At 48.1% G+C, this 24,140-nt stretch carries 16 protein-coding genes; 10 read left to right on the top strand and 6 right to left on the bottom strand.

Annotated features, from left to right (window positions below; translation table 11 throughout):
• Positions 1 to 189: 189 nt before the first annotated feature.
• Both SY85_RS14830 and SY85_RS14825 read left to right on the top strand, forming a co-directional pair.
• Positions 190 to 2,571: a family 10 glycosylhydrolase gene (locus tag SY85_RS14830; RefSeq protein WP_066405688.1), complete on the top strand. Its 2,382-nt coding sequence runs from the start codon at positions 190 to 192 to the stop codon at positions 2,569 to 2,571.
• 1,811 nt (positions 2,572 to 4,382) lie between these two features.
• Positions 4,383 to 4,634, top strand: coding sequence for a hypothetical protein (locus tag SY85_RS14825; RefSeq protein ID WP_066405687.1), 252 nt, complete (start codon positions 4,383 to 4,385; stop codon positions 4,632 to 4,634).
• 511 nt (positions 4,635 to 5,145) lie between these two features.
• On the opposite strand, the gene SY85_RS14820 is transcribed toward SY85_RS14825, so the two are convergent.
• The gene (locus tag SY85_RS14820) at positions 5,146 to 8,643 is read right to left on the bottom strand and encodes an amidohydrolase family protein (protein ID WP_066405686.1); all 3,498 of its coding nucleotides are present in this window, start codon (positions 8,641 to 8,643) and stop codon (positions 5,146 to 5,148) included.
• Between the two features lie 796 nt (positions 8,644 to 9,439).
• Here SY85_RS14820 and SY85_RS14815 point away from each other — a divergent pair.
• From SY85_RS14815 to SY85_RS14800, 3 genes are all read left to right on the top strand, one after another.
• Complete coding sequence (locus tag SY85_RS14815) at positions 9,440 to 10,525, top strand: ABC transporter permease (protein ID WP_066405685.1); 1,086 nt, start codon at positions 9,440 to 9,442, stop codon at positions 10,523 to 10,525.
• 658 nt (positions 10,526 to 11,183) lie between these two features.
• On the top strand, positions 11,184 to 11,939 hold the full coding sequence (gene fabG, locus SY85_RS14805; RefSeq protein ID WP_066405683.1) for a 3-oxoacyl-[acyl-carrier-protein] reductase: 756 nt from the start codon (positions 11,184 to 11,186) through the stop codon (positions 11,937 to 11,939).
• A 513-nt stretch (positions 11,940 to 12,452) separates the two neighbouring features.
• Positions 12,453 to 13,547, top strand: a complete 1,095-nt coding sequence (locus SY85_RS14800) for an MBL fold metallo-hydrolase (protein ID WP_066405682.1) — start codon at positions 12,453 to 12,455, stop codon at positions 13,545 to 13,547.
• Positions 13,548 to 14,117: 570 nt separating this feature from the next.
• Here SY85_RS14800 and SY85_RS14795 read toward each other — a convergent pair.
• Positions 14,118 to 14,381, bottom strand: a complete 264-nt coding sequence (locus tag SY85_RS14795) for a hypothetical protein (protein WP_066405681.1) — start codon at positions 14,379 to 14,381, stop codon at positions 14,118 to 14,120.
• 239 nt (positions 14,382 to 14,620) lie between these two features.
• Here SY85_RS14795 and SY85_RS14790 point away from each other — a divergent pair, with 239 nt between their 5' ends.
• Positions 14,621 to 14,872, top strand: a complete 252-nt coding sequence (locus SY85_RS14790; protein ID WP_066405680.1) for a hypothetical protein — start codon at positions 14,621 to 14,623, stop codon at positions 14,870 to 14,872.
• A gap of 462 nt (positions 14,873 to 15,334) precedes the next feature.
• Here SY85_RS14790 and SY85_RS14785 read toward each other — a convergent pair whose 3' ends face one another.
• From SY85_RS14785 to SY85_RS26230, 3 genes are all read right to left on the bottom strand, one after another.
• On the bottom strand, positions 15,335 to 16,318 hold the full coding sequence (locus SY85_RS14785) for a T9SS type A sorting domain-containing protein (protein WP_082886475.1): 984 nt from the start codon (positions 16,316 to 16,318) through the stop codon (positions 15,335 to 15,337).
• Positions 16,319 to 17,238: 920 nt separating this feature from the next.
• The gene (locus SY85_RS14780) at positions 17,239 to 17,697 is read right to left on the bottom strand and encodes a DoxX family protein (protein ID WP_066405678.1); all 459 of its coding nucleotides are present in this window, start codon (positions 17,695 to 17,697) and stop codon (positions 17,239 to 17,241) included.
• Between the two features lie 664 nt (positions 17,698 to 18,361).
• Complete coding sequence (locus tag SY85_RS26230) at positions 18,362 to 18,691, bottom strand: hypothetical protein (RefSeq protein ID WP_418251511.1); 330 nt, start codon at positions 18,689 to 18,691, stop codon at positions 18,362 to 18,364.
• A 195-nt stretch (positions 18,692 to 18,886) separates the two neighbouring features.
• Between SY85_RS26230 and SY85_RS26225 the strand changes: the two genes are divergently transcribed.
• Positions 18,887 to 19,189 carry a hypothetical protein gene (locus SY85_RS26225; RefSeq protein WP_418251510.1) on the top strand — a complete coding sequence of 101 codons (303 nt, stop codon included), beginning with the start codon at positions 18,887 to 18,889 and terminating at the stop codon, positions 19,187 to 19,189.
• Positions 19,190 to 19,994: 805 nt separating this feature from the next.
• Here the strand turns inward: SY85_RS26225 and SY85_RS14770 are convergent.
• Positions 19,995 to 20,429 carry a hypothetical protein gene (locus SY85_RS14770; protein WP_066405676.1) on the bottom strand — a complete coding sequence of 145 codons (435 nt, stop codon included), beginning with the start codon at positions 20,427 to 20,429 and terminating at the stop codon, positions 19,995 to 19,997.
• 776 nt (positions 20,430 to 21,205) lie between these two features.
• Between SY85_RS14770 and SY85_RS14755 the strand changes: the two genes are divergently transcribed.
• The 3 genes from SY85_RS14755 (at position 21,206) to SY85_RS14745 (ending at position 23,947) form a co-directional block, all read left to right on the top strand.
• Positions 21,206 to 21,481: a hypothetical protein gene (locus tag SY85_RS14755; protein ID WP_066405673.1), complete on the top strand. Its 276-nt coding sequence runs from the start codon at positions 21,206 to 21,208 to the stop codon at positions 21,479 to 21,481.
• Between the two features lie 643 nt (positions 21,482 to 22,124).
• Positions 22,125 to 22,502, top strand: coding sequence for a lysozyme inhibitor LprI family protein (locus SY85_RS14750; RefSeq protein ID WP_066405672.1), 378 nt, complete (start codon positions 22,125 to 22,127; stop codon positions 22,500 to 22,502).
• 224 nt (positions 22,503 to 22,726) lie between these two features.
• The gene (locus SY85_RS14745; RefSeq protein WP_082886474.1) at positions 22,727 to 23,947 is read left to right on the top strand and encodes a phosphodiester glycosidase family protein; all 1,221 of its coding nucleotides are present in this window, start codon (positions 22,727 to 22,729) and stop codon (positions 23,945 to 23,947) included.
• Positions 23,948 to 24,140: the final 193 nt, after the last annotated feature.

The following is a 24,140-nucleotide window of genomic DNA, read 5'->3' as shown; positions in this document are numbered from 1 at the left end:
TTGCCCGGCAAACCGCTAGCGGTGTTCAACTGTGCAGGTATAATCCTTGCATACGCAGAAGAACGGGCAGGTAGATTTACGACACATCATCAAGCGTTTATACTTATCTGTAGGCCAATTGAGTTGATTGGAGTCAACTCAATTGAAAATCCAAGTATCTTAACGGAAGTCAACACTTAATCGTACTATATGAATAGAAAACTACTCTTTTTTCTACTGCCCTTCCTTTGCGCATTTGTGGCTATGGCCCAAACCCCACCCAAGCGGGAGCTGAGAGGCGCCTGGATCTCTAGTTATTTTGGCCTGGACTGGCCCAATAAAAACGAGTCGCCAGCTACCCAGCGAAGTCGCCTGATCACCATCCTGGATCATCACAAGGCTACCGGCATTAACGTAATTTACCTGCAGGTACGCAGCCAGTGTGATGCCTTGTACCCCAGTGCTATTGAACCTTGGTCAAACGACCTGACCGGCACCCAAGGGGTTGGCCCTAACCCTGCGTGGGACCCGCTGCAGTTTGCTATTGACGAAACGCATAAGCGCGGTATGGAACTGCATGCCTGGATCAACCCTTACCGGGCGGTAGGGAATACGGCAGTGCCTGCCGCTACTCACGTGTCGCGCACACACCCCGAGTGGATGCTGACTGCAGGAACCTCCGGTACTACTATTTTAAAGATCATGAACCCGGCACTGCCAGCCGTGCGTGATCATATTGTAAGCGTCATTCAAGACCTGGTAACCCGCTACGACTTAGACGGGATTCACTTTGATGATTATTTCTACCCCACAGCCGTACAAAATGACGACGCCTGGTACAATGCCGACAAACGCGGTTTTACCAACAAAGGCGACTGGCGCCGCGACAATGTAAACCTGCTGATCAAGCGGGTGAATGAAACCGTAAGCGGCCTAAAGCCTTGGGTAAAGTTTGGTGTATCGCCTTCCGGCATTTATCGTAACAGCACAAACCCTGCTATCGGTACCGACACCAGGGGGCTTGAGCATTACGCTTCCTTGTATTGTGATACCCGCCGCTGGCTACAGGAAGGCTGGGTAGATTATATCGCACCACAAGTATACTGGAACATTGGTTTTTACCCCACGGCCGACTACCAGGTAATTGTACCCTGGTGGAACAACAATGCAAACGGACGTCATATTTACATAGGTATGGCCGCTTACCGTGTTGGTGAAGCCGGTGCCTGGCAAAACCCCAGTGAAATACCTAACCAGGTGCGCCTGAATAGAACCTATCCAAACGTATATGGCGGTATTTTCTTCCGCAGTACCTTCTTAAGAAACAATACGTTGAAGTTCTGCGACTCCATTCGCCTGAACCTCTATCAAAAGCCAGCGCTGATGCCTACCATGCCATGGAAAGACAACACGCCGCCAGCTGCTCCATCGGCTTTAGAAGCCACAAAGCAAGGCAATGCCTATACACTAACCTGGACAAAGCCGGCTGCTAACGGCAATGAAATGGATAGAGTAAGACAGTTTGCCATTTACCGCTCTGAAAGCCCGGTAATTGATATTTCCGGTGCTGATAACCTGTTGGCTATTACAAATACGGACGTTGCTACCTATACCGATGCTACAGCGGCTGCAGGTAAAACCTATTATTATACCGTAACATCTTTAGATCGCCACCAAAATGAAAGCACGCCATCGAATGTTACCGATTATGCACCACCAACGATCACTGGTCCGGCTAATCAAACCCTGGATCTGGATGCTACTTGTGGTGTAGCGGTGCCTGATTACAGAAGCCAGGCTATTGTTAGTGATGATGTTTCTACTGTAGAACAAATTACAGTAACACAATCACCAGCTGCAGGCTCACCTCTGACAGGTACTGGCAATCATACCATCACGTTGACAGCTACCGATGCATCTGGAAAATCGGCCAGCTACAACTTTACCGTAACTACACAAGATGTAACGGCTCCGGTGATCAGTGAAGTAAGCGCTGATCCTGCCGTATTATGGTCGCCTAACCATAAGCTGCGCGATGTAACGGTGCTTTATACCCTAACGGATAATTGCAGTGCGGCAACAGCTACCTTGTCTGTCAGCAGCAATGAAACGAAGAATGGCAATGGCAAAAAAGACCCTGATTGGATCATTATAGATGAACATCATGTACAATTGAAAGCAGAGCGCCTGGGCAATGGTGATGGCCGCGTTTATACGATTACCATTACCGCCAAAGATGCGGCAGGTAACACATCCAGTCAGGATGTAACGGTAACTGTTCCACACGATCAGTCTGCTATCACTTCTGCCCGTACAAAAGCAGTGGAGCAGGAAGAAGTTCCTGTAAGCAGCCTGACGGTAACGGCCTCGCCTAATCCTACATCCGATCAGTTCCTGATCCAGATGCGTAGTGATAAAGCAGAAGTTATTACGCTTATTGTCACGAATGCTGATGGTAAGGTGTTGGAGGTAAAACATGGTGTAGCTTCTAATGGCGTGATGCGTATCGGACAGGCCTATCGCCCCGGTACGTATTTCCTGGAAGTGCGTCAAGGAAAAGAAAAGCAAACCCTGAAGCTGGTTAAGCAATAACCGAAGCCGGTAGTATTTATTCTTTTGCAAGGCAGCACATTATAGTGCTGCCTTTTTTATAGTAACAAATTCAAGATGCAGGCCGACTCAATAAGACTACTGATACCATACTGTTACAATAGAAGTGTAACAGTATGTATATCCGTCATCCGCTCTCACTAATTTTCTTTGGGTGTTCCAGCGCCTGCAGTAGCTGCCACCAGCAGCAATATCTACCTTTGCTCCCTGCACCCAGCGTTGGGAAAGACACACTCAAAACGACTTGCCTATCCTAAACAATAACCAATATATGGGAGTGATGCTGTGCGCTGGCCGGCCCAACGCGCGGAGCGGTTTGGGCTGTCCCGACACTTCGGGATTGATTTTTTTGCTCCCCTTTTTTCCTTGATGAAAAAAAGGGGAAAAGCAAGGGTAAGAAAGAACACTAAGAATTAACAGTCTCTCATCCTACAAATCCTAATAAGAATCCTATTAATCTGTGGTCCATCAAGGAAAAAAGGGGAAAAGAAACATTCAGTAGGAACACTTAGAACTAGAAACCTCTAATCCTGTTAATCCTACTAATCCAAACAATCCACGGTCCCTCTAAAAAAATAGAGATAGGTAAATACCTATGGACATTCGGCCATGGCAGAACCATTCTCACCGCTCAGTTACCCAGGTGTGAGTGGAAAAATTAGCAACAAATTGGGGAGCTGAGCCGGAGGTAAAACTGTTGAAATCCGCTGTGGGCGCAGGCTTTTGAGCTTTAAAATAAAATTGGTACACTATTCGTTTATTAATTGGTTGTGGTTAGCTTACTCAAACACTGAGCATCTCGAAGCGTGAACCAATAACCATAAAAAAAAGAGATGTATCAAATAAGTTGAGAAGCCAGTGATGTGAATTAGTGGTTTTAAATATTGGTTTTTCTTTTGGAACAAAAGAGGTCGGACTAACGTTCAACCTCTTTTCTTTTTTGACCGCTTAAGCCGCAGATTCTAAATGAATTTAGCTGATGAAGAAAATCCAAATTATTGGCTCTCTTCCTCAAGTAAACATGCTATGTACTATATCCTGTTAATCCATTACAGATCCTGTCTATCCGCAGTCCTCCCTTTCGCTGCGTCCTTTCCCTTCCTCCTCTCATCACTCATCATTCATCACTCATTCTTCCTTGTGCCTTGAGCATTGAGCATTGAACATTTCCGCTACTTCTTCCTTCATCCTTCCTTGTTCCTTGTTCGATATTTCCTTCCCTCCACGTTTATCTGCGCCATCTGCGGGCACCCACCTAATCATTGATTATTGAGCGTTGAGCATTGAACATTCCTTCTTTCTTCCTTTCGCCTTTCGCATTTCCCCTTTCGAATTTTCCCTCCCTTCTTCCTTCATCATTCCTTGTTCCTTGTTCGATATTCCTTCCCTTGTACTTTGATCATTGAAAATTGAGCATTGAACATTCCTCTCTTCCCCAATTCCTTCTTATCAACTTTTCAACTTGTTAACCTATCAACCCAAATCCGCCATTTCTCCTTAATCCCTTAATCTCCCCAAATCCCGGTTCAGACAATTCCCTCTGTGCCTCTCCCTGTCCCCCTGTCTCCGTGGTTCCTCCCTCTCCACGCCAAAGGCGCACCCAGCGTTCTCCGCGTCTCTGCGTGAAACCAAATAGAGCGCTGCCCTCCCCTTTAGGGGCTGGGGGTGTCTGCTGGCCTTCGTAGTAGAATTAGGGGCGACAAACTATGGATTTCCCGCTTTTATCTAAATAACTTTGTAGTGGAGTAAACCTGTTGCAAATTTGACTGTCTATCTTTTAGAGCAACCGTGTTATGAACTACCGCAACTTCAATACACTCGAAGAATTAGAACAAGCTGATACTGCCTGGAATAATGGCACCTTGCTGGCCGAACGATTCGAGAGTTTTCATTGTATTCAACTCTATCAACTGGAAGATTACTATATCGAAGTAACCCGCCACCAGCATTTCAACGTTATTCTGAAAGTGACGTCTTTTAAAGATACCGCTCCCTTGGAGCCCTACCTGAAAGCCATTAATATCGATGCCCTGTTCAGTGAGTAAAGAATAATACTTCTATTAAAAGAATAACAGGGTAGACCTACAACTCGGTTTCAACACCCTACATAAAAAAAGCCGCCTAATATCAGGCGGCTTTTTAGTTGGTTTAAGGTTGAATGTTTAAAGTTGTTTAATAAAATCAGTGTTTCTAGCTTCTCATCACTCACCACTCACTACTCACCACTCACCCCACGGCTGTTTCGCTTGCAGCGTGCAGCGTGTAGCGTGCAGCTCTCTTCTCACCATTGACCATTCACCACTGTCTTTCCTTCTGTGGACTGTCGTCTGTCGACTTCTTCTCGCCGCTCCCAGATTCCCATTCCATCAGCTAATCAGCTAATTCTCTTCTTCATTCTTCCTTCCTTGTACCTTGATCATTGAAAATTGAGCATTGAACATTTCCTCCCTTCTTCATTCATCATTCCTTGTTCCATGTTCAATATTCCTTTCCCACGGCTGTTTCGCTTGCAGCGTGCAGCGTGTAGCTCTCTTCTCACCATTCACCACTCACCCCCTAATCCTCCACTCCCGTATTCACCGTAGGCTTGTCTTCTTTCCACTCTCTTCTATCCAGTTTACGTGAAGCCGGATATACCTCATCAGCCGTATTGCCATCGTACAGGCGACCATTCTTCATTACAAACTGTATTGTATTGGTATTACGAATGTTCTCCAATGGGTTCTTATCCATGATGATCAGATCGGCCAGTTTGCCGGCTTCAACACTACCCAGGTCGCCATCAAGTCCCAGTGCTCTTGCACCTAGGATGGTAGCTACTTTCAGCGCATCGTGGTTTCGCATACCACCACTTTGCATAGACCATACTTCCCAATGGTAACCCAAACCTTGCAATTGACCATGGCTACCAATGCCGGCTAAAGCATCGGCCTCTACCAGCTTCTTCATGTTCTTGGCGTGCTTTTGAAACACGTGCTCCTCCGGCATGAACCAGGTAGCGCGGCGACGGGTTTTTTGGGCCAGCTCGCTATACGGTGTAAAGTATTGCAGCTTCTTATCATGATACGGGTTCTCCGTTTCATAATAGTAGTTCTCTGCCCAAGGACCACCATACGATACCAACAGGGTTGGTGTTACCGCCATCTTGGTAGCAGCAATGGTTTTTACCACATCGTTATAAAGCGGGTAGATAGGAATAGCATGCTCATGACCCGGATAACCATCTATCAGGTTGGTCATGTTCAGTTTGAAATCCAAGCCACCTTCGGTTGTTGGCATCAGGCCCTGGTGAGCCGCTGCGTTAATGATCCACTGACGCTGTTTGCGGTTACCGGTCAGGTACATTTTAATGTACTTGGTGTTGTAGTACTTGCTGTACTGGCGCAGAATGCTTTCGGCCTGTGCAGAGTCTTTTACATTATAGGCCCAGAAGCCCACACCAGGACCGGTAGAGAAAATACGTGGTCCTGTGATCTTACCGGCATCCACCATATCAGAATAGGTCAGTACATCAGTAGTAGCGGTTTGTGGGTCACGGGTGGTAGTTACACCATACGCCAGGTTAGCGGCATAGATCCATACATCGTTTTTATGGATACCCCACTGCGGCCACATATGGGCGTGTACATCTACAAAGCCCGGCGTAATGGTCTTGCCCTTCATATCCATCACCTTGGCGCCGGCGGGTACCGTAAGCGTTCCTTTTTTACCAATGGCTTTAATGCGGTTGTCTACGATCAGTACATCGGCATCTTCCAATACCTCATCGCCCTTCATGGTAATAACGCGTCCGCCGCTCAACAGGATGGAACCCTTAGGCATATCACGGTCGTAGTACAAGGTGATCTCAGACTCTTCCCCTTTATAGGCAGGGTCTTCTTTTTTCTCGGTCTTTTTCGCCAGCGTGCTGTCCTTGGCAGCCGTGCTGTCTTTTGGTAAACCGTCTTTCTTTATATCAGCTAATCCATTCTTAGCGGTAGTATCTGCTTTTACACGCGCCAGTGAATCGGCCGTGCGGCGCTCTTTATCACGCTTGGCAATGCGAAGACTGTCATCAAACGCCTGGGCCTTGTCTACATCATATACCCAATGCGAGCGACCTAAGCTCCAGTGAATGCGTTTACCATCATTGTCCCAGGTGGGAAATTCACCGCCTAGTTCAGTCAGCTTGCGTGCCGGGAACTGGGCGCTACCGGCATCGGCTAAGGAGATATTGGCGGTTTTACCAGCCTTAGGGATGGTTACTACGTAGATCTCGTTGTTCACCTGGGCCAGGGCGCGGTTGCCAGTAGGCGACATGCGGATGTTGGCTGCGGGTGAAGGTGGATTTACCTCTTTGGCATCATCATGTTGATCATCTACCAGTATGCAAGCCCCGTCGGGTGCCGGGCGACCGTTCACGTACTTGATCGTACCATAGGTAGTAATACCCGTCACCTTGGCAATGGTTTTTTCATCGCTGCCATCCCACTTAATGGAAACCAGGTTGCCATACGTATTCAGGTAAATGCGGCTGTCTTCACCTTTTACAAAATGCGGGTTGTAACGGTCGCGGGCGCGGTCAATAATAGTCACCTTGCCACCATTGGCCGGTATCCAGCCTATTTCATCTTCAGCACCATCTACAAACGGACTTACCGATTCGCGGAAGCGCTCGTTGTTGTTGCGTACGAAAACGATTTTATCACCACTGTTGGTATATACCGGTGTTTGATATAAACCTGGTTCTGAGGTCAGCTTTTGTACCACCGGTTTACCCTTGGTGTTCACACGGTACAAATGACCGCCATCGTCTTTCCAGGTGCTGAACACAATGTATTGGCCATCGGGCGACCAGGCCGGGTTGGCCTCAGTAAACTCATTGGTTGTTACGCGTACGGGAGTACCTTTTGGATAGTCCATCACGTACAAACGATCCAGTGCGGTAAAGGCCAGGCGCTTACCATCGGGTGAAGGCACCGCATCGCGGATCTGGGTCACCAGAGCACGGGTAGTATCTTTAATAGGGTATTTGAATACCACGCTAGGGCCTATCTCCAAGGCAGCATTTACTTCGTACGCTACTTCGGTAGGTTTACCGCCGTCTACAGGTATACGATAGATCTTACCACCATAAGAAGCCATCACTTCTTTGCTGTCCGGTGTAAAGGCCATAGCAGGCAAAACGCCCATCGTAGCAATCGATTCCTGGTCGTCGCGCTGTACAGGGTAGGCCAGCCATTTTTCTTCACCGCTCTGCAGGTTGCGTAGCACTAAACCGGTCTTGTCTTCATAACGGCTACCATACACCATCCACTTGCCATCGGCAGATAGAACCGGAGTAAAGGCCGATCCGTAGCGGGAGGTGATAGTGGTGGTCTTGGCATTCTCGCGGTCGTACACGCCAATCTCGTATTGCGGTAATTGGGCATTGTAGTTCCAGGAGCCAAAGCGGCGGGAGAAGTAGACAAAACGACCATCGGCACCTACAGCGGGGTCAATGGTCTTCATGCCTACTGGTCCGTCGATCAACTGGATACCGCCACCACCGTTTTTATGGATCATAAACAGCTGCGGAATGCGGCGTCCTTTTGAGTAAACAATGTATTCACCATCGGGCGTCCAGGCGGCGCCAGGGAAATCCTGGTTCGATTCCTTGGTCAATTGCACCGTGTCTTTTTTCTCACGGTCAATGTACCAAAGGTTGTCTGAACCACTTCTGTCGGAAATGAATAAGATGCGCTTGCCATCGGGACTAAACCGGGGACGTACATCAAAGGCAATACCCGTAGTAACGGCCGTAGCTTGCCCACCTGTAATGGGCACGGTATAAATATCGCCCATCAGGTCAAACAGCAAGGTCTTACCATCAGGACTGATATCCACGGAGGTCCAGGTTCCTTCCGACGTTTTTAGGTTAATGGTTCGGTTAGGCTTAAGAGGCAGGTCTTTAAACTTGGTAAAGACAAAAGAATCTTTGGGCAGTGTCTCCGGTGAGGGTGGAACGGGAATGGCCTGTCCCCATGCGGCAACAGCCAATCCACTACCCAGGGCAGCGGCAAGCAGTTTTCTCATATAGTGTATTTAGTGAAAAGTGTTATAACAATTAAGATACGGGTTCTAACGGTTTGTAGTATATCTTTTTAGACCGCAGATGGAGAGAGAAGCTGCACGCTGTAAGCTACATGCTGCAAGCGGCCCCTCCCGGCCTCCCCGAAGGGGAGGAGACCCAAGCACAAAGCCAGAAGAGTAAACATACCTATAAGAAAAAGCACTCCTTTAGTGGGCGCTTTTTCATTATAGCCAGTCACTTCTTTGCGTCTTTTCCTCTTTGCGTCTTTGCGTGAAACCCTTCTTCATTTCTTATCAACCTGTCAACTTCTCAACTTGTTAACCTGTCAACCCTTTCCGGCTGTTTAGCGTGCAGCGTGCAGCGTATAGCTTGCAGCTTCCCTCTCCCAGTTTCTCCTTCTTCCTTCATCCTTCCTTGTTCCTTGTTCAATATTTCCATTCCTCCTCTCATCACTCATCACTCATTCTTCCTTGTGCCTTGATCATTGATCGTTGAGCATTGAACATTCCTTCTTTCATCCTTTCGCATTTCGAATTTCCCCTTTCGAATTTTTCCTACTTCTTCCCTCTTCCTTCCTTGTCAACTTTTCAACTTGTTAACCTGTCAACCCAAATCAGCCATCCTCACATCAGCCATTTCTCCTTAATCCCTTAATCTCCCCAAATCCCGGTTCAGACAATATTCTCTGTGTCCCTCCCTGCCCCCTGTGCCTCCGTGGTTCCTCCCTCTCCGCGCCCCCGGCGCGCGCAGCTTGCTGCTTCCCTCTCACCATTCACCGCTTCTTCCTATCTTCCCTGCATGAATGAGACCTCACTTTCTTTCTGGCAGGCAGCCTGGCGACGCTTAAAAAAGAATAAAGCAGCAATGGTAGGCCTTGTCTTGATTGTGTTGGCCATTTTCATTGCCTTGTTTGGGTATTTCATCGCCCCCGATCCTTCACCTTTTGCCAATCGTATCATCCTGGAGATTGGCGGTGAAAAGCCAGGCTTTACGCAAACCTTCCTGCTGGTTAAAAAAGTGGATGCCAGTAATACCTCGGTATTGCAACAGGCAGTTTCGGGTAAGCAAGACCAGTACGACTATATTCCGGTTACCCAAGCCAGTGTTACCGGCGATAGTGTAGTAGCGCAACGCTTCATTGATGAAGGACTCACCGAGCGCATTAGCTATCACAAAAAAGCGTTAGCAGATGCACCTATCATTACCCGCCAGTTTTGGCTGGGTACAGATAGTTATGGCCGCGATATTCTCAGTCGCCTGATCATTGGTACACGCATTAGTTTAAGTGTGGGCCTGATCACGGTGTTTATCTCTTTAACGGTGGGCATCATTTTAGGCGCGGCAGCCGGCTACTTTCGTGGGCGCACCGATGATATTATCATGTGGTTGATCAATGTGATCTGGAGCATTCCCACGTTGCTTTTAGTATTTGCTATTACCCTTTTATTAGGTAAGGGTTTCTGGCAGGTATTCATTGCTGTTGGCCTGACCATGTGGGTAAATGTGGCCCGCCTGGTGCGCGGCCAGGTACTAAGCACGCGCGAGCTGCAATATGTAGAAGCTGCCAAAGCACTAGGCTTCTCGCATGCCCGCATTATTGGCCGCCATATTCTGCCCAATATCCTGGGACCCATCCTGGTTATTGCCGCTTCCAACTTTGCATCGGCTATTGTTATTGAAGCCGGTCTGAGCTTTTTAGGGGTAGGGGTACAGCCCCCGCAACCTAGCTGGGGACTGATGATCAAAGAAAACTACAACTTCATAATCACACAAAACCCCATGCTGGCCCTGGCGCCCGGCTTCGCCATCATGATCTTAGTACTAGCCTTCAACCTCTTAGGCAACGGCCTCCGCGATGCGCTCAATGTAAAGGGAAAGATTTAAGCGCTGCAAGCAGCGGGTTTCACGCAGAGACGCAGAGACGCGGAGTAAGAATCGCAAAGAATAAATTGGACTATAAAACAAAAGCACTCCACCTGAAGGAGTGCTTTTGTTTTATATCGAACCTCTTTTTCTTCTCCTCCTCCTTTCTTAGCTTCTTGGCGCCTTTTCATCTTTGCGCCTTTGCGTGAAACTGTTCTCCTTTCTCTGCGCTCCCCGCGCCTCTGCGTGAAACCTTCTTCCTTCTGCCTTTCGCATTTCCCCTTTCGAATTTTTCCTACTTCTTCCTTCCTCCTTCCTTGTTCAATATTCTTAGCGGCTCTTCGCGTCTTCGCGTCTTTGCGGCCCAATTCTCTGTGTGTCCCTCCCTTGTCCCTTGTTTCTTGAACCTTGTGCCTTGCATCTTCCCTTCTTCCTTCATCCTTCCTTGTTCCTTGTTCAATATTCCTTTTCCTCGGCTGTTTAGCGTGCAGCGTGCAGCGTATAGCTTGCAGCTTCCCTCACTCACCATTGACCATTCACCACTGTCTTTCCCTCTGTGTCCCTCCCTGTCCCCCTGTCTCTGTGGTTCTTCCCTCTTCGCGCCCTGGCGCGCTCTGCATACAGCGTACAGCCTCTCTCCACTCAAATCACTACATTTGCTGCCATTAAAACCAGATCAATGAAGCTTTTAGAAAACAAAGTTGTTATTGTTACCGGTGCAGCGCGTGGCATTGGTGAGGGTGTAGCTCTCAAATTAGCGGAGCACGGAGCACATATCGCTTTTACCTATGTTAGTGAAAGCAGTGCAGAAAAAGCGAAGGTGTTAGAAGAAAAACTTACCGCCCTAGGCGTAAAAGCCAAGGCCTACCGTAGCAATGCCGGTGAGTTTGCGGAGTGTGAGACCTTTGTAAACGACGTGGTAAAAGAGTTCGGTACAGTAGACGTGCTGGTAAACAACGCCGGTATCTCTAAAGACAACTTGTTGTTGCGTATGACGCCCGAGCAGTGGGATGATGTAATGGACATCAACCTGAAAAGCGTCTTCAATATGACCAAGCAGGTGATTCGCCCCATGATGAAAGCCAAAAGCGGAAGCATCATCAATATGAGCTCTGTCATTGGTTTAATGGGTAATGCGGGTCAGGGTAGCTATGCCGCTTCTAAAGCAGGTATCCTGGGCTTTACCAAATCAGTAGCCAAAGAATTAGGCAGCCGCAACATCCGTTGCAATGCTATTGCGCCTGGTTTTGTGGAAACCGATATGACAGGTTATTTAAAAGACGGCGAGCAGGCCGATAAATACAAAGCAGGTATTCCTCTAGGTCGCTTTGGCTCTTCCGAAGATATCGCCAATGTAACCCTGTTCCTAGCCTCAGACCTAAGCGCCTATGTAACCGGCCAGGTACTTAGCGTAGACGGTGGCTTGTATATGTAAGAAAAGCTGCAAGCTGTAAGCTGCACGCTGCAAGCGGCCCCTCCCGGCCTCCCCAAAGGGGAGGAGAGCCAGCACTCAAATCCAGAAGATCAAACAGAATTACATAAGAAAGGCACTCCCTTAGTGGAGTGCCTTTTCTTTATAACCATTCTCTTTTTCTTCTTACGCTCTTTTCTCTCTTAGCTTTCTTTGCGCCTTTTCCTCTTTGCGCCTTTGCGTGAAACCCTTCTCCCTTTCGAATTTCGCATTTCCCATTTCGAATTTCTTCCTTCCTTGTTCAATATTCTTCTCCTTTCCCCGTCAACTTATCAACTTGTTAACCTGTCAACCTAAATCAGCCATCCGCCATCTTCACATCAGCCATTTCTCCCTAATCCCTGAATCTCCCCAAATCCCGGTTCAGACAATTCCCTCTGTGTCCCTCCCTGTCCCCGTGTCTTCGTGGTTCCTCCCTCTTCGCGCCCTGGCGCGCTCTGCTCGCAGCTGGCTCAAACCTTGTAGCTTTATCAACCGATGATAATCTTTCTTCTAATTGTAATAGGGTTTATTGCTGTCGTGTATTTATACATGCAGCAGCCCATATTTGGAAAGGCCGCTACCGGCGCCCGGTTAGCACGCATGCAGCAGTCGCCGCACTATAAGAACGGGCAGTTTCAAAACCAGAGTCCTACACCTGCCCTTACCGAGGGGTATTCCTACACCGGTGTGATCAAGAAGTTTTTGTTTGAACGCAAGGAACAAAGCAAGCCGGAAGAGAATGTGCCCACTCAAAAGCAGGAGCTGAAGCAGATAGATCCGGCAGAAAACGTATTGGTATGGTTTGGGCATTCCTCTTACTACCTGCAGCTAGACGGTAAACGAATATTGGTAGACCCTGTACTGAGTGGTCACGCTTCACCTTTAAAGTTTACCACACCCAGTTTTAAAGGGACAGATGTCTATACCGTAGACGACTTGCCGCCCATCGATTACCTTTTTTTATCGCACGATCATTACGACCACCTGGACTACGAGACCATTGTAAAGCTACAGCCCAAGGTAAAAAAAGTCATTACGGGACTAGGGGTGGGTGCGCACCTGGAACATTGGGGGTATAGTCCGGCGCAGCTGGTTGAAAAAGACTGGTACGAAGAGGAAACACTCGATCCCGGTTTTGTAGTGCATACGGCGCCGGCACGTCATTTTTCAGGGCGCCGCTTCAAGCGCAATGAAACACTCTGGCTATCCTTCGTTTTGATCACGCCTACCAGGCGCATCTACTTAGGTGGCGACTCAGGATACGACACCCACTTCAAAACCATTGGCGACAAGTTCGGGCCGTTTGACTTAGTGATCCTGGAGAATGGCCAGTACGACCCCGCGTGGAAATACATACACATGATGCCGGAAGAAACCGTGCAGGCCGCTATAGACCTAAAGGCCAAGCGTTTATTGCCGGTCCATTGGTCCAAGTTTGCACTGGCCAACCATTCCTGGCGCGAGCCGGCTATACGCGTACAGCAGGAAGCCGACCGCCGCCACATGCCCTTGCTGCTCCCTATGATTGGCGAAGTAGTAAAACAAGGAAAGCTAAACGCTCCCGTAGGTTGGTGGGAAGCCGTGCAGTGATAGAAGCTGCGAGCAGTGAGCTACGAGCTATGAGAAGGAAGCCGCAAGCTGTAAGCTACACGCTGCAAGCAGTATATTTCACGCAAAGACGCGAAGCATCGCAATGAATAAAACATTCTTATACAAAGAAGCACTCTTTACCCGGAGTGCTTCTTTGTATATAGCTAGTCACCTCTTCGCGTCTTCTCTTCTTCGCGTCTTTGCGTGAAACCCTTCTTCCTTCCTTGTTCCGTATTCCTTTCCCTGTCAACTTATCAACTTTTTAACTTGTTAACTTTTCAACCTAAATCAGCCATCCGTCATCTTCACATCCGCCATTTCTCCCTAATCCCAAAATCTCCCCAAATCCCGGTTCAGACAACTCCCTCTGTGCCTCTCCCTGTCCCCGCGCCTCCGTGGTTCCTCCCTCTCCACGCCAAAGGCGCATCCAGCGCTCCCTGCGCCTCTGCGTGAAACAGTAAAGCGCGAAGCGCTTTGCCTACACGCGGTCAACTAAAAAGGCAGTCTTTCGACTACCTTTTCCACCTTCGCACATCCACCTGATCAATAAATTATTGCGGTTTCAATTCTTTATAAACGATAGCCGTTGGCGCGACTTAAAAAAATGCCAAACCTTGTCTTTACGGTTTCATAAAGGTCATCCATTAATTCCTGCTCTGCCGTATCGCCGGTACAGTGCCGTCCATCTTTTACAAAATGAACCTCGCCCGGAGGCGCATCGGTTGAGCTTCCCCGGTAGAACAATAACTGAGCTATAAAACCACCACTATCTTCCTTCTGCACCCGGTATTGTGCCAATAGACCTTTATATAGTACTGCAGCTTGAATAACCATAAACAGCGAGTTTTTATGTTTGCCACAAACCCAGTGCCTATATGTGTTTCTGATTCACACAGTTTTAATCTGTCTCAAAAAGAGCCGTTTACAGTAGAGCTGTGGATAATTTGAACCACTTTACCCATGGCTATGTGTATGCTATTCAACCATTGGTCTACAATCTTCATACTATTCACAGCTACACATGGCCGCTCTTTTTGGCATTGCGTTTTCAATACACATAGTAAAGGAAGTAAATGTTGTTTCGTCATCACACCCTACTTTGTCAGCATAAACGTTTTCGTTATCTATTAGAACAAGGTGTTTATTTAGCAGACCGTCATACAGATGCAGAAGAGATCTTACTGTTTCAGCTCCCGCAATCCTATGTAGAAGTAGCATTTGCCAGCGAAGCCGATACGATCACCTGGATCAAGTGTTTTACCAATACAGATGAGTTAGAACCTTATTTAAAGACCATCAATATTACACCTGCATTAGGAGCTTAAAATGTTCACAATGAACTAAGGTTTTCAATAATCGCCACCATTAAAAACCGGAGAAGAATGTGCTTTTCAAGGAAAGCAATATTCGCGAAAATCGATCTCGCTTTCAATACTACAACGTACTCCTCACTCCCCACTCATCCCTCACCACTCACCATTCACCACTCACCACTCACTTTTCCCTTCTCTCTCCATTGAACATTGAACATTGAAAATTGAGCATTGAACATTTCCTTCCCTCATCATTCCTCCCTTCCTTGTTCATTATTCCCTTCCTTGTCAACTTATCAACTTGTTAACCTGTCAACCAAAATCCGCCATCCTCACATCAGCCATTTCTCCTTAATCCCTTAATCTCCCCAAATCCCGGTTCAGACAATATTCTCTGTGTCCCTCCCTGCCCCCTTGCCTCCGTGGTTCCTCCCTCTCCGCGCCTCCGGCGCGCGCAGCGTGCAGCTTCCCTCCTCATCTCACCACAATCCCTCTCGACTCCAACACCTGCGCACCGCTTTTCACAATCAGGTAATACGTCCCGCTCATCAGGCCCTCCAATGTTAACCGCGTATAGCCGGTACTGGCAGCCGCCTGTTTCTTTACCACCTGGCCGGCCGCATTGATTACCTGCAATTCCAGTAACTGACTTCCCGGCTGAGAAAGGCTCACCTGTAAATAGCTGCTGGCCGGATTAGGACTTACCAGCAACGAACGGCTGGCAGTATGGGAAACACTCACTACGGGCGAGTAGGCAAAACGGCCATCCACATCTACCAGCTTTAAACGATAATACCCTGTTGCTGATAGGGGTATTGCATCCGTATAGGTGTACGTAGTGTTGGAGCCCTTTGCGGGTAGTGTGGCCTGGTGTTGCCACTGTTGGGCATTGGCACTGCGCTCCAGTTCAAAATAAGCGGCCTTTTCTTCTTGACCCGTTTGCCAGCTTAGTACAACCGTTTCCCCTTGAGCCTTGGCAGCAAAATGCGTAAGCTTTATGGGTAAAGGGAAATAGTCAAACCCTCCGGGAGAAGTGGGGGTGTCTTTAGAGGTAAAAGCCGGCCCGCTAATAGAAGCCGGGTCCGTACTGCCATTATATTTTTGCACGCCACCAATGGAGATTACCTCGGAGCCTGTGCCATTGGATTGGATCTTTGAAGAGCTGGAAGAAAGCAGTATGGTACTGTTGATGCCCAGGTCCAGCTTACCAGACGGATCAAAGTCCAGTATGCCATTGACAATGATATAGAGATTGGGAAAGGTTTTGTAGATATCTTTCTTGATCACAACCGTATAGCTGGCCGGGATAATGACGTTATCGCCATCGGCGGGCACTCCCGAAGGCGACCAGCTGGAAGCAGTACCCCACTCGCCGTTATTGACAGCCAATGTTTTGGTACCGCCAAAGGCAAATAGCGAAGTCATAATAAGACTACATAAGGCAACGAACTTTTTCATAAGGCGGTTGTCTTTCGACAAGTTGGTGGCATGTTTTTGATCCCGCCCTTCCCAACAGGGTAGGCTGGATAGCCAACGAACATAGAAAACCCCTGGGGCTTGCTACAGACCAACCGCTATGAACTGTCAGGCAGTATGCTTAACCCCTTACAGTGTAAATATTTTCTATATATAAGCTGCTCTACCGTTAGGCATTACCAAGGCCACTACTGCCCGCTCTATTCTATATATCAATTTTATTGAATGGAAAAGATGGATGAAGTGCAGGCGGCCCCCTCCAGCTCCCCCGAAGGGGGAGGGACCCAAGGCACAGCGCCCGGCTTTTCAACGAGACGTTACTTTTACAAATTGATCCATAAATAGAAAAGCACTCCATCAAAGGAGTGCTTTTCTATTTATGGTCTTTTCTTCTTTTCTTATTGCTTATTGAACATTCCTTCATCCCGCCTTTCCTCCATCAGCTAATCTTCACATCAGCTAACCAGCTAATCCCTTCCTCCTTCTTCCTTCCTTTCCCCTTCCTTCCTTTCCCCTTTCGAATTTCCCCTTTCGAATTTTTCCTCTACTTCTTCTTTCATCATTCCTTGTTCCTTGTTCAATATTCCCTCCCTGTCAGCCTAAATCAGCCATCCGCCATCTTCACATCAACCATTTCTCCCTAATCCCTAAATCTCCCCAAATCCCGGTTCAGACAATTCCCTCTGTGCCCCTCCCTGCCTCCGTATCTCTGTGGTTCCCCTTCTGCGCCGATCGGCGCCATCTGTGGGACACCTGTGCGCTGCCCTCCCCTTTAGGGGCCGGGGTCGTGCGGTGGCGAAGTCCTCCCTTCGGGAGGATTTAGGAGGGCCTTCTCTCTCTTCCACGGTCCGTCATTCCGGTGCTCTATCCGTCAGATGCCCGCAATCTCAAATCTCAAATCCTCAAAGCAGGTGCTTCTTCATGTAGTCGTCCATAGATACTTCACCCGGACCAACAACCAATGAATAAAGCAACAAGATCAGTACTAGCAGTGTTAAGAAAAAGGCGCCATTAAAGGTAGAGATACCTTGAGCTGGTAAAATAAACACCAGGGCGCCAATTAGAATTGGCAACTGTAGCAGCAGTACAATACGCGTTAACAACCCAACAATAATAAATACACCACCAAAGATGTGGGCAAAGGTTACGTAGGACACCAAAAAGGTAGTACCGGCGCTAAAGCGGCTGTTCATAATCATACTACGGAGCTCATCGGCATTACTCAAAAAAGCAATTCCCTTTCCCAGTAAAATCAAGCCTAGAATAACACGTAGAACAGTGGAGGTCAGGTCTTCCCGGTTAGAGGTAAGATCTTCACGGGTATGATGACTCCAGTGTTGGAAGCGTTGTACAATACCCATATGAAAGGATTTAGACTGTAAAGGTAGCAAGGAGTGATGAGGAAAGAATGATGAGCTGGTTGGAAAGCCGAGAGGGAAGAGAGCTGCAAGGAGGAAGCTGCACGCTACAAGCTACAAGCTAAACAGCCGGCAGCAGTAATGGTAAATGGTGAATGAAGGAGGGTTGACAGGTTAACAAGTTGAGAAGTTGACAAGTGAAAAATCATGAACAAGAATCAAGGTTTAATGAAGAACGAAGTAGGAAAAATTCGAAAGGGGAAAATCGAAATGCGAAAGGAAGAAAGAAGGAATATTCAATGCTCAATTTTCAATGATCAAGACACAATGAAAAAAAGAAGGAATAACTCTAAACCAAAAGCACCCCGTTAGTGGAGTGCTTTGTGTATTGCTTGCTATAATCGTTGTTTGTATTCTATTTCACGTCTCACGAAATCCCTCACTCACCACTCACCACTCACCATTGACCATTCACCACTGTCTTTCCTCCCGTCATCTGTCGTCTGTCGACCGTGGACTCCTCTCACAGCTCGCAGCTCATAGCTCGCAGCCTTCCTTTCATCAGCTAATCTTCACACCAGCTAACCGGCTAATTCTCTTCCCGGCTGTTTAGCTTGTAGCTTGTAGCGTGCAGCGTGCAGCTTGCAGCTTCCTGCTCGCCCTTCTCTCAATACGCCACCACCACACTACGCACATTATTATTCAACCCTTTCCATTCCAGCTTGCAGTAGTACGTGCCGCTACCTGGGCAACCTGTTGCTACACCATCAGCATTTAAACCAAACGTGGTAGTAGCGGTAGTGCCATGCTGCTCATGTTGCACTTGTCCTGCGGTTAAGCGAAACAGGCAGTCCTGGCGAATAACCAGCGGTTGGGTAATGCTGGTAGTAAACGGTTGGCCACCACGTGTAGTGCCCCATTCCGCAATACCGGTTTTGCTGCCTTCTGTATGCGTACCGGTAATGGTAACAACAATACCGTTGTTGTAGGTATACACACGCTGACGGGCCACCTGCCAGGTACGTTGGGTACCATCGTCAAACGTAATGCTCATATCGTTGCTGGTAATCGTATGGGTAATGCTGGTGCGGGCAGGCAGGCCAAGCAGCAAACCACCGCTTACGTTGGTAAGCACATGTGTACCATTAAGGGTAATGCTTTTATTGTCGGCTACGCGGGTCACCTTTAGGTTTTGATACGTAACGGTGATAACGGTTCCCGGTTCTTTCCAGCGCTTGGTAGCCGGCATGGTAAGGATCACGGTACCCGTACGCTTGCGGTTGCCAATACAGTTAGTGCCGTTGTAGGTAATCGTTACCTTACGTGGATTGCTGGCCGAATCTACCGTTACCGTAGCATCGCAGATGGTGCCCAAAACGCCAAGGAACTTACCACCACTGATAGCGCTGTAATTTTCAACCGCCAGGTTGGCATCATTGGTCACGGCGTCTACTTCACCCGATACATCTACTTGGTCTTTCGATTGTACGGTTAATTCAGAAAAGAGATCAGAAGACTTGTCATCTTCACTAGCATTGTTTTTTGTACAGGCAATGACAGTAGTAGCAAGCAGGATCGTCATTACCGCCAGGTTGCGGAATTGCAGGTGCATAGGGGACAATTTTAGGTTTTAGATTCTGGATTGACTCGGCAGTTAAAGAAAGGTTTAACTGTCGCGTTGGATTTATTTGAAACAAGATAGGGAGAAATGGAGAGAATTAGCTGATTAACTGATGTGAAGATTAGCTGATGGTGAGAAGGCTGCACGCTGCAAGCTATACGCTGCAAGCCAAACAGCCAGAGAGAGGCAGGAAATTAGCTGATGGAAAGGAAAGCTGCAAGCTATGAGTTGTGAGTAAGGGTTGACAGGTTAACAAGTTGAGAAGTTGACAAGGAGGGAATAATGAACAAGGAACAAGGAATGATGAAGGAAGAAGGGAGGAAATGTTCAATGCGCAATTTTCAATACTCAATGAACAAATTTGCGCCTTTTAATCTTTGCGCCTTTGCGTGAAACCTTTCTTCATTAGCTAATCGGCACATCAGCCATCAGCCATCCTCACATCAGCCATTTCTCCTTAATCCCTTAATCTCCCCAAATCCCGGTTCAGACAATTTCCTCTGTGCCCCTCCGTGTCCCCCTGTCTCTGTGGTTCCCCTTCTGCGCCGATCGGCGCCATCTGCGGGACACCTGTGCGTAGGCCCTCCCCTTTAGGGGCTGGGGGCGTGCGCACAGTATTCTCCCCCTTCGGGGGAGGGACCGGCTGTTTCGCTTGCAGCGTGTAGCGTGTAGCTTGCAGCTATTCCTCTTTTTCCTCTTCCCCTCTCTTCGTATACACCACTATCGCACCACCGGGTCCGGTACCAATACCAGCCTGTGGCGACTTGATAATTTTTACCAGCGCCATATCGGCCACGGGCAGCATGTTAAGGATAGAGGCGTCGGAGCGTATTTCGTCTACATAAATAGTAGCCGGGTAGTTGCGGATATAAGGTACACGGATACCGCGTATCGTATACACCTGCAAACCAGCCACACGGCCTTGCAGCCAATCTAAAATGTTGAAATAACTGTTAGCCGACAGCATACTGTTATCATGTTCCAGGTCAAAATAGGTGCCCTCAATAGAGCGGAAAAGCGGGCTTTCGAGAGAGGAAGGGGTAGGTGGTTTTGCCTGGCTAAAACCAGCCATTGTGCTGATCAATAAAAAGACTATAAGTAATAGGTTTTTCATTGCGTACTTCTTTACTAAAAGACGAAAAAAACATACCGGAAAGCGGTAAGGAATTGTTATTTAACAGCGGGAGAGAAAGCCGTGAGAGGGAGTCCACGGTCAACAGGCACCAGTCCACAGAAGGAAAGTCAGTAGACAGCGCGGCAGGTTTCACGCAGAGGCGCAGGGACGCGGAGAAAGAACCGCAAAGAAGAAAAATGAACTATACAGAAAAAGCACTCCACTTGCGGAGTGCTTTTTTGTTTTATAGCCATTCTCTTTTTCTTCTTCCTCTCTTAGTTTTCTTAGCGTCTTTTAATCTTCGCGCCTTTGCGTGAAACCCTAATTTAAACATCAGCGATCCACACATCAGCCATTCTTCTTTCTTCTCCCAATCCCCAATCCCCAATTCCTAATTCCCAATTCCGCCTTTTCCCTTCATCCTTCCTTGTACCTTGAACATTGATAATTGATAATTGAGCATTGAACATTCCTTCTTTCTTCCTTTCGCATTTCGAATTTCCCCTTTCGAATTTTTCCTACTTCTTCCTTCATCATTCCTTGTTCCTTGTTCAATATTCCCTCCCTGTCAACTTTTCAACCTGTCAACCTAAATCCGCCATCCTCCATCCTCACATCAGCCATTCTTCTCCCAAATCCCTGAATCTCCCCAAATCCCGGTTCAGACATTCCTCCCTCTCCGCGCCTCGGCGCGCTCTGCGTGAAACCAATAGCGCGAAGCGCTCCCTTCACTCTTTTTCTCAGCTCTGCACTTGCACTCATCCATTTTGACGCTTATGTTTGAAGCAGATTTTATGCAGCACATGATGACGTATGGAGAATTTAAAGCACTCGATAAATACACACAGGTAGCCGTTACACAGGAGGAGGGCACCATTATTGGCAAACGCATCGACAACGACGACCTGTTGATCCTATACCAGGTAGATCACTTCTATGTAGAACTCTGTTACCTGGACGATCTCAGCGAGATCTATGCCATGTACCATACCGAATCCGATAAACTACTAGAACCCTACCTCGAAACCATCGATATCAGCGAACTATTCTAAATCCTTTCCCCTTGATCATTGAAAATTGAGCATTGAAAATTGATCATTGAACATTCTTCTCTTTCTTCCCAATCCCCAATTCCTTCACTCCCCATTGAACATTGAGTATTGAAAATTGAGCATTGAACATTCCCTCTCTCATTACTCCTTACTCATTACTCCTTACTCCTCACTCATTATTCATCCTTCCTCTCTCCCGGCTGTTTAGCTTGCAGCGTGCAGCTTGTAGCGTGCAGCTTCCCTCTCCCAGCTATTTCCTATTATAGCCATTCTCTTTTTTCTTCTTACCCTCTTTTCTCTCTTAGCTTTCTTTGCGTCTTTGCGTGAAACCCTTCTCCATTTCTTATCAACCTGTCAACTTCTCAACTTGTTAACCTGTCAACCCTTTCCCTCGGCTGTTGGGCTTGCAGCGTGCAGCTTATAGCTTGCAGCCTCCCTCCCTCACCACTCACCATTCCTGCTATGGACTGTTGACCGTAGACTCCTCTCTCCTGGCTGTTTCGCGTGCAGCGTGAAGCGTGAAGCGTGTAGCTTCCCTCCTCGCAGCTCGCAGCTTTCCCTCCTTCGCGTCTTTTCGTGAAACCCTCCTTGTCAACTTATTAACCTGTCAACCTTATCTTTATTGCCATTAATCCAACTGATCATGAAACCCGCTCTCCATACCCTCGCAGCTCGTAGCTCACTGCTCATAGCTGCTCTCTTCCTCTTCTCCGCTCCCGCTTTCTCCCAAACCCAAATGGAGCTGAACCAGCAAGCCGATAAGAAATACAAAAAAGCTGATGCCGAACTCAATAAAGTATACAAAGAATTGGCAGCCCTTTTAACACCGGAGCGAAAGGCCTTATTGGTAAAAGCCCAACGTGCCTGGATCACCTTCCGCGACACGCATTGCCAGTTTACCGACAGTGGTTATGAAGGCGGCTCTATCCAACCCATGATCTATTCCCTCTGCATGCAGGAACTCACCGAGCAACGCACCAAACAACTCAAAGCAGAAAAAGACGAGATCAGCGGCCACTAGACTGGGCCGTTACTCCTCACCACTCACCACTCACCACTCACCATTCACAATTATCATCCAACTAATCCCCGGCCCTTTGCGCCTTTCCTCCTTTGCGTCTTTGCGTGAAACATCCCTTGCCAACTAGTTAGCATTTCATCCTCTCTTCAATCCGCCATCAGCCATCCTCACATCAGCCATAAATCCTCTACCTTTAAATCCTTTTAATCCACTCACCACTCACCATGAACACGCTCGGCAATCTTATCTGGCTAATCTTCGGCGGTCTCTTCTCCGCTATCGGTTACTTCGTAGGCGGCCTGGCACTATGCCTTACCGTTATAGGCATTCCATTCGGACTGCAATGTTTTAAGCTGGGCTACTTTATGATCTGGCCATTCGGGCGCCAAGTGGTAAGCAGCACATCCTCCACAGGTTGCATCTCGCTATTCCTAAATATCATTTGGATTCTTTGCGGTGGTCTCTGGTTAGCTATTGGGCATATCGTATTTGGCTTACTGTTATTTATTACCGTACGCGCTCGTTTACAAATCACGCCTTTGCTCCTGGCTTTTTTCCTGACCACGCTGCAGGGCAGCGCCCAGTCCGACTCCCTTACTGTAGTAGGGGCCAAATGGACAGAAAAGAAGCTGGCCAAAGGGGTCTACCTAAAGCATTACTGGTTCGATTCGTCACTGTTTGGCGCCTCTCAAAACATCAATATCCTGGAAGTAAGGCTCAAAGGAAAAAACAGGCTTGATGTGGCCGCGGTGCCGCACAGCCGCAAACTCACCAGTGAATTCGGTACGGAATACGAGGCACTGGCCGGCATCAACGGTACCTTCTTCGATATGAAAAATGGAGGCTCTGAAGATTACATCCGTGTAGACGGCGAAACGGTCAATGAAACCCGGCTCACGAAGGCTAACAAAAGAGCCTTTCACCAGAAATCAGCACTCATTATCGATGGGAAAAAAGTGCGTATTGCACAATGGGATGGTTCCGACAATTGGGAACAGCACCTGGCGGGCGAGGACGTAATGGTCACCGGCCCCCTGTTGCTGCAGGATCACCAGGTACCTGCCCTCGATACCACGGCCTTTTATGTAAAACGCCACCCCCGTACCGCTGTAGCCCTGAAAGGCGACCGGCTGCTGTTGGTAGCCGTTGACGGCCGCAACGAAAAAGCGGCCGGCATGAGCCTGCCCGAGTTGGCCAGCTTTCTGAAATGGATGCAGGCCGATGATGCGCTGAACCTCGATGGCGGCGGCTCTACTACCCTGTGGGTCAGCGGTTTTGCCGACGGCGGTATTATTAATCACCCTTCCGACAACCCGCAGATGGAGCAGGCCAAAGCCTACAAACCCGGTATGGACCTGGACAACTTCCCCGCTTCTGAAAAATGGGACCGCGCCGGCGAACGTACCGTGGCCAATGTCTTGCTGGTAAATAAGAAGAAAAAATAAGCAATAGGTTACACCGCTGTTAGCCCAAGCCGATAACAACGAATCAAATGATAGTTCACTAGCCCCAGCCTCCTGGCTGGGGCTTTTTTATAACCGCAGATCAGCAGGATTGGGAGGAATGGGATTACCAACCCGTCATTCAAAACGTTTCCCATCTCTCTACATTGAACATTGAGTATTGAAAGTTGAGCAT

The organism is Flavisolibacter tropicus, from assembly GCF_001644645.1.
Taxonomy (GTDB): Bacteria; Bacteroidota; Bacteroidia; order Chitinophagales; family Chitinophagaceae; genus Flavisolibacter; species Flavisolibacter tropicus.
This window is presented reverse-complemented; position numbering and strand designations above follow the sequence as displayed.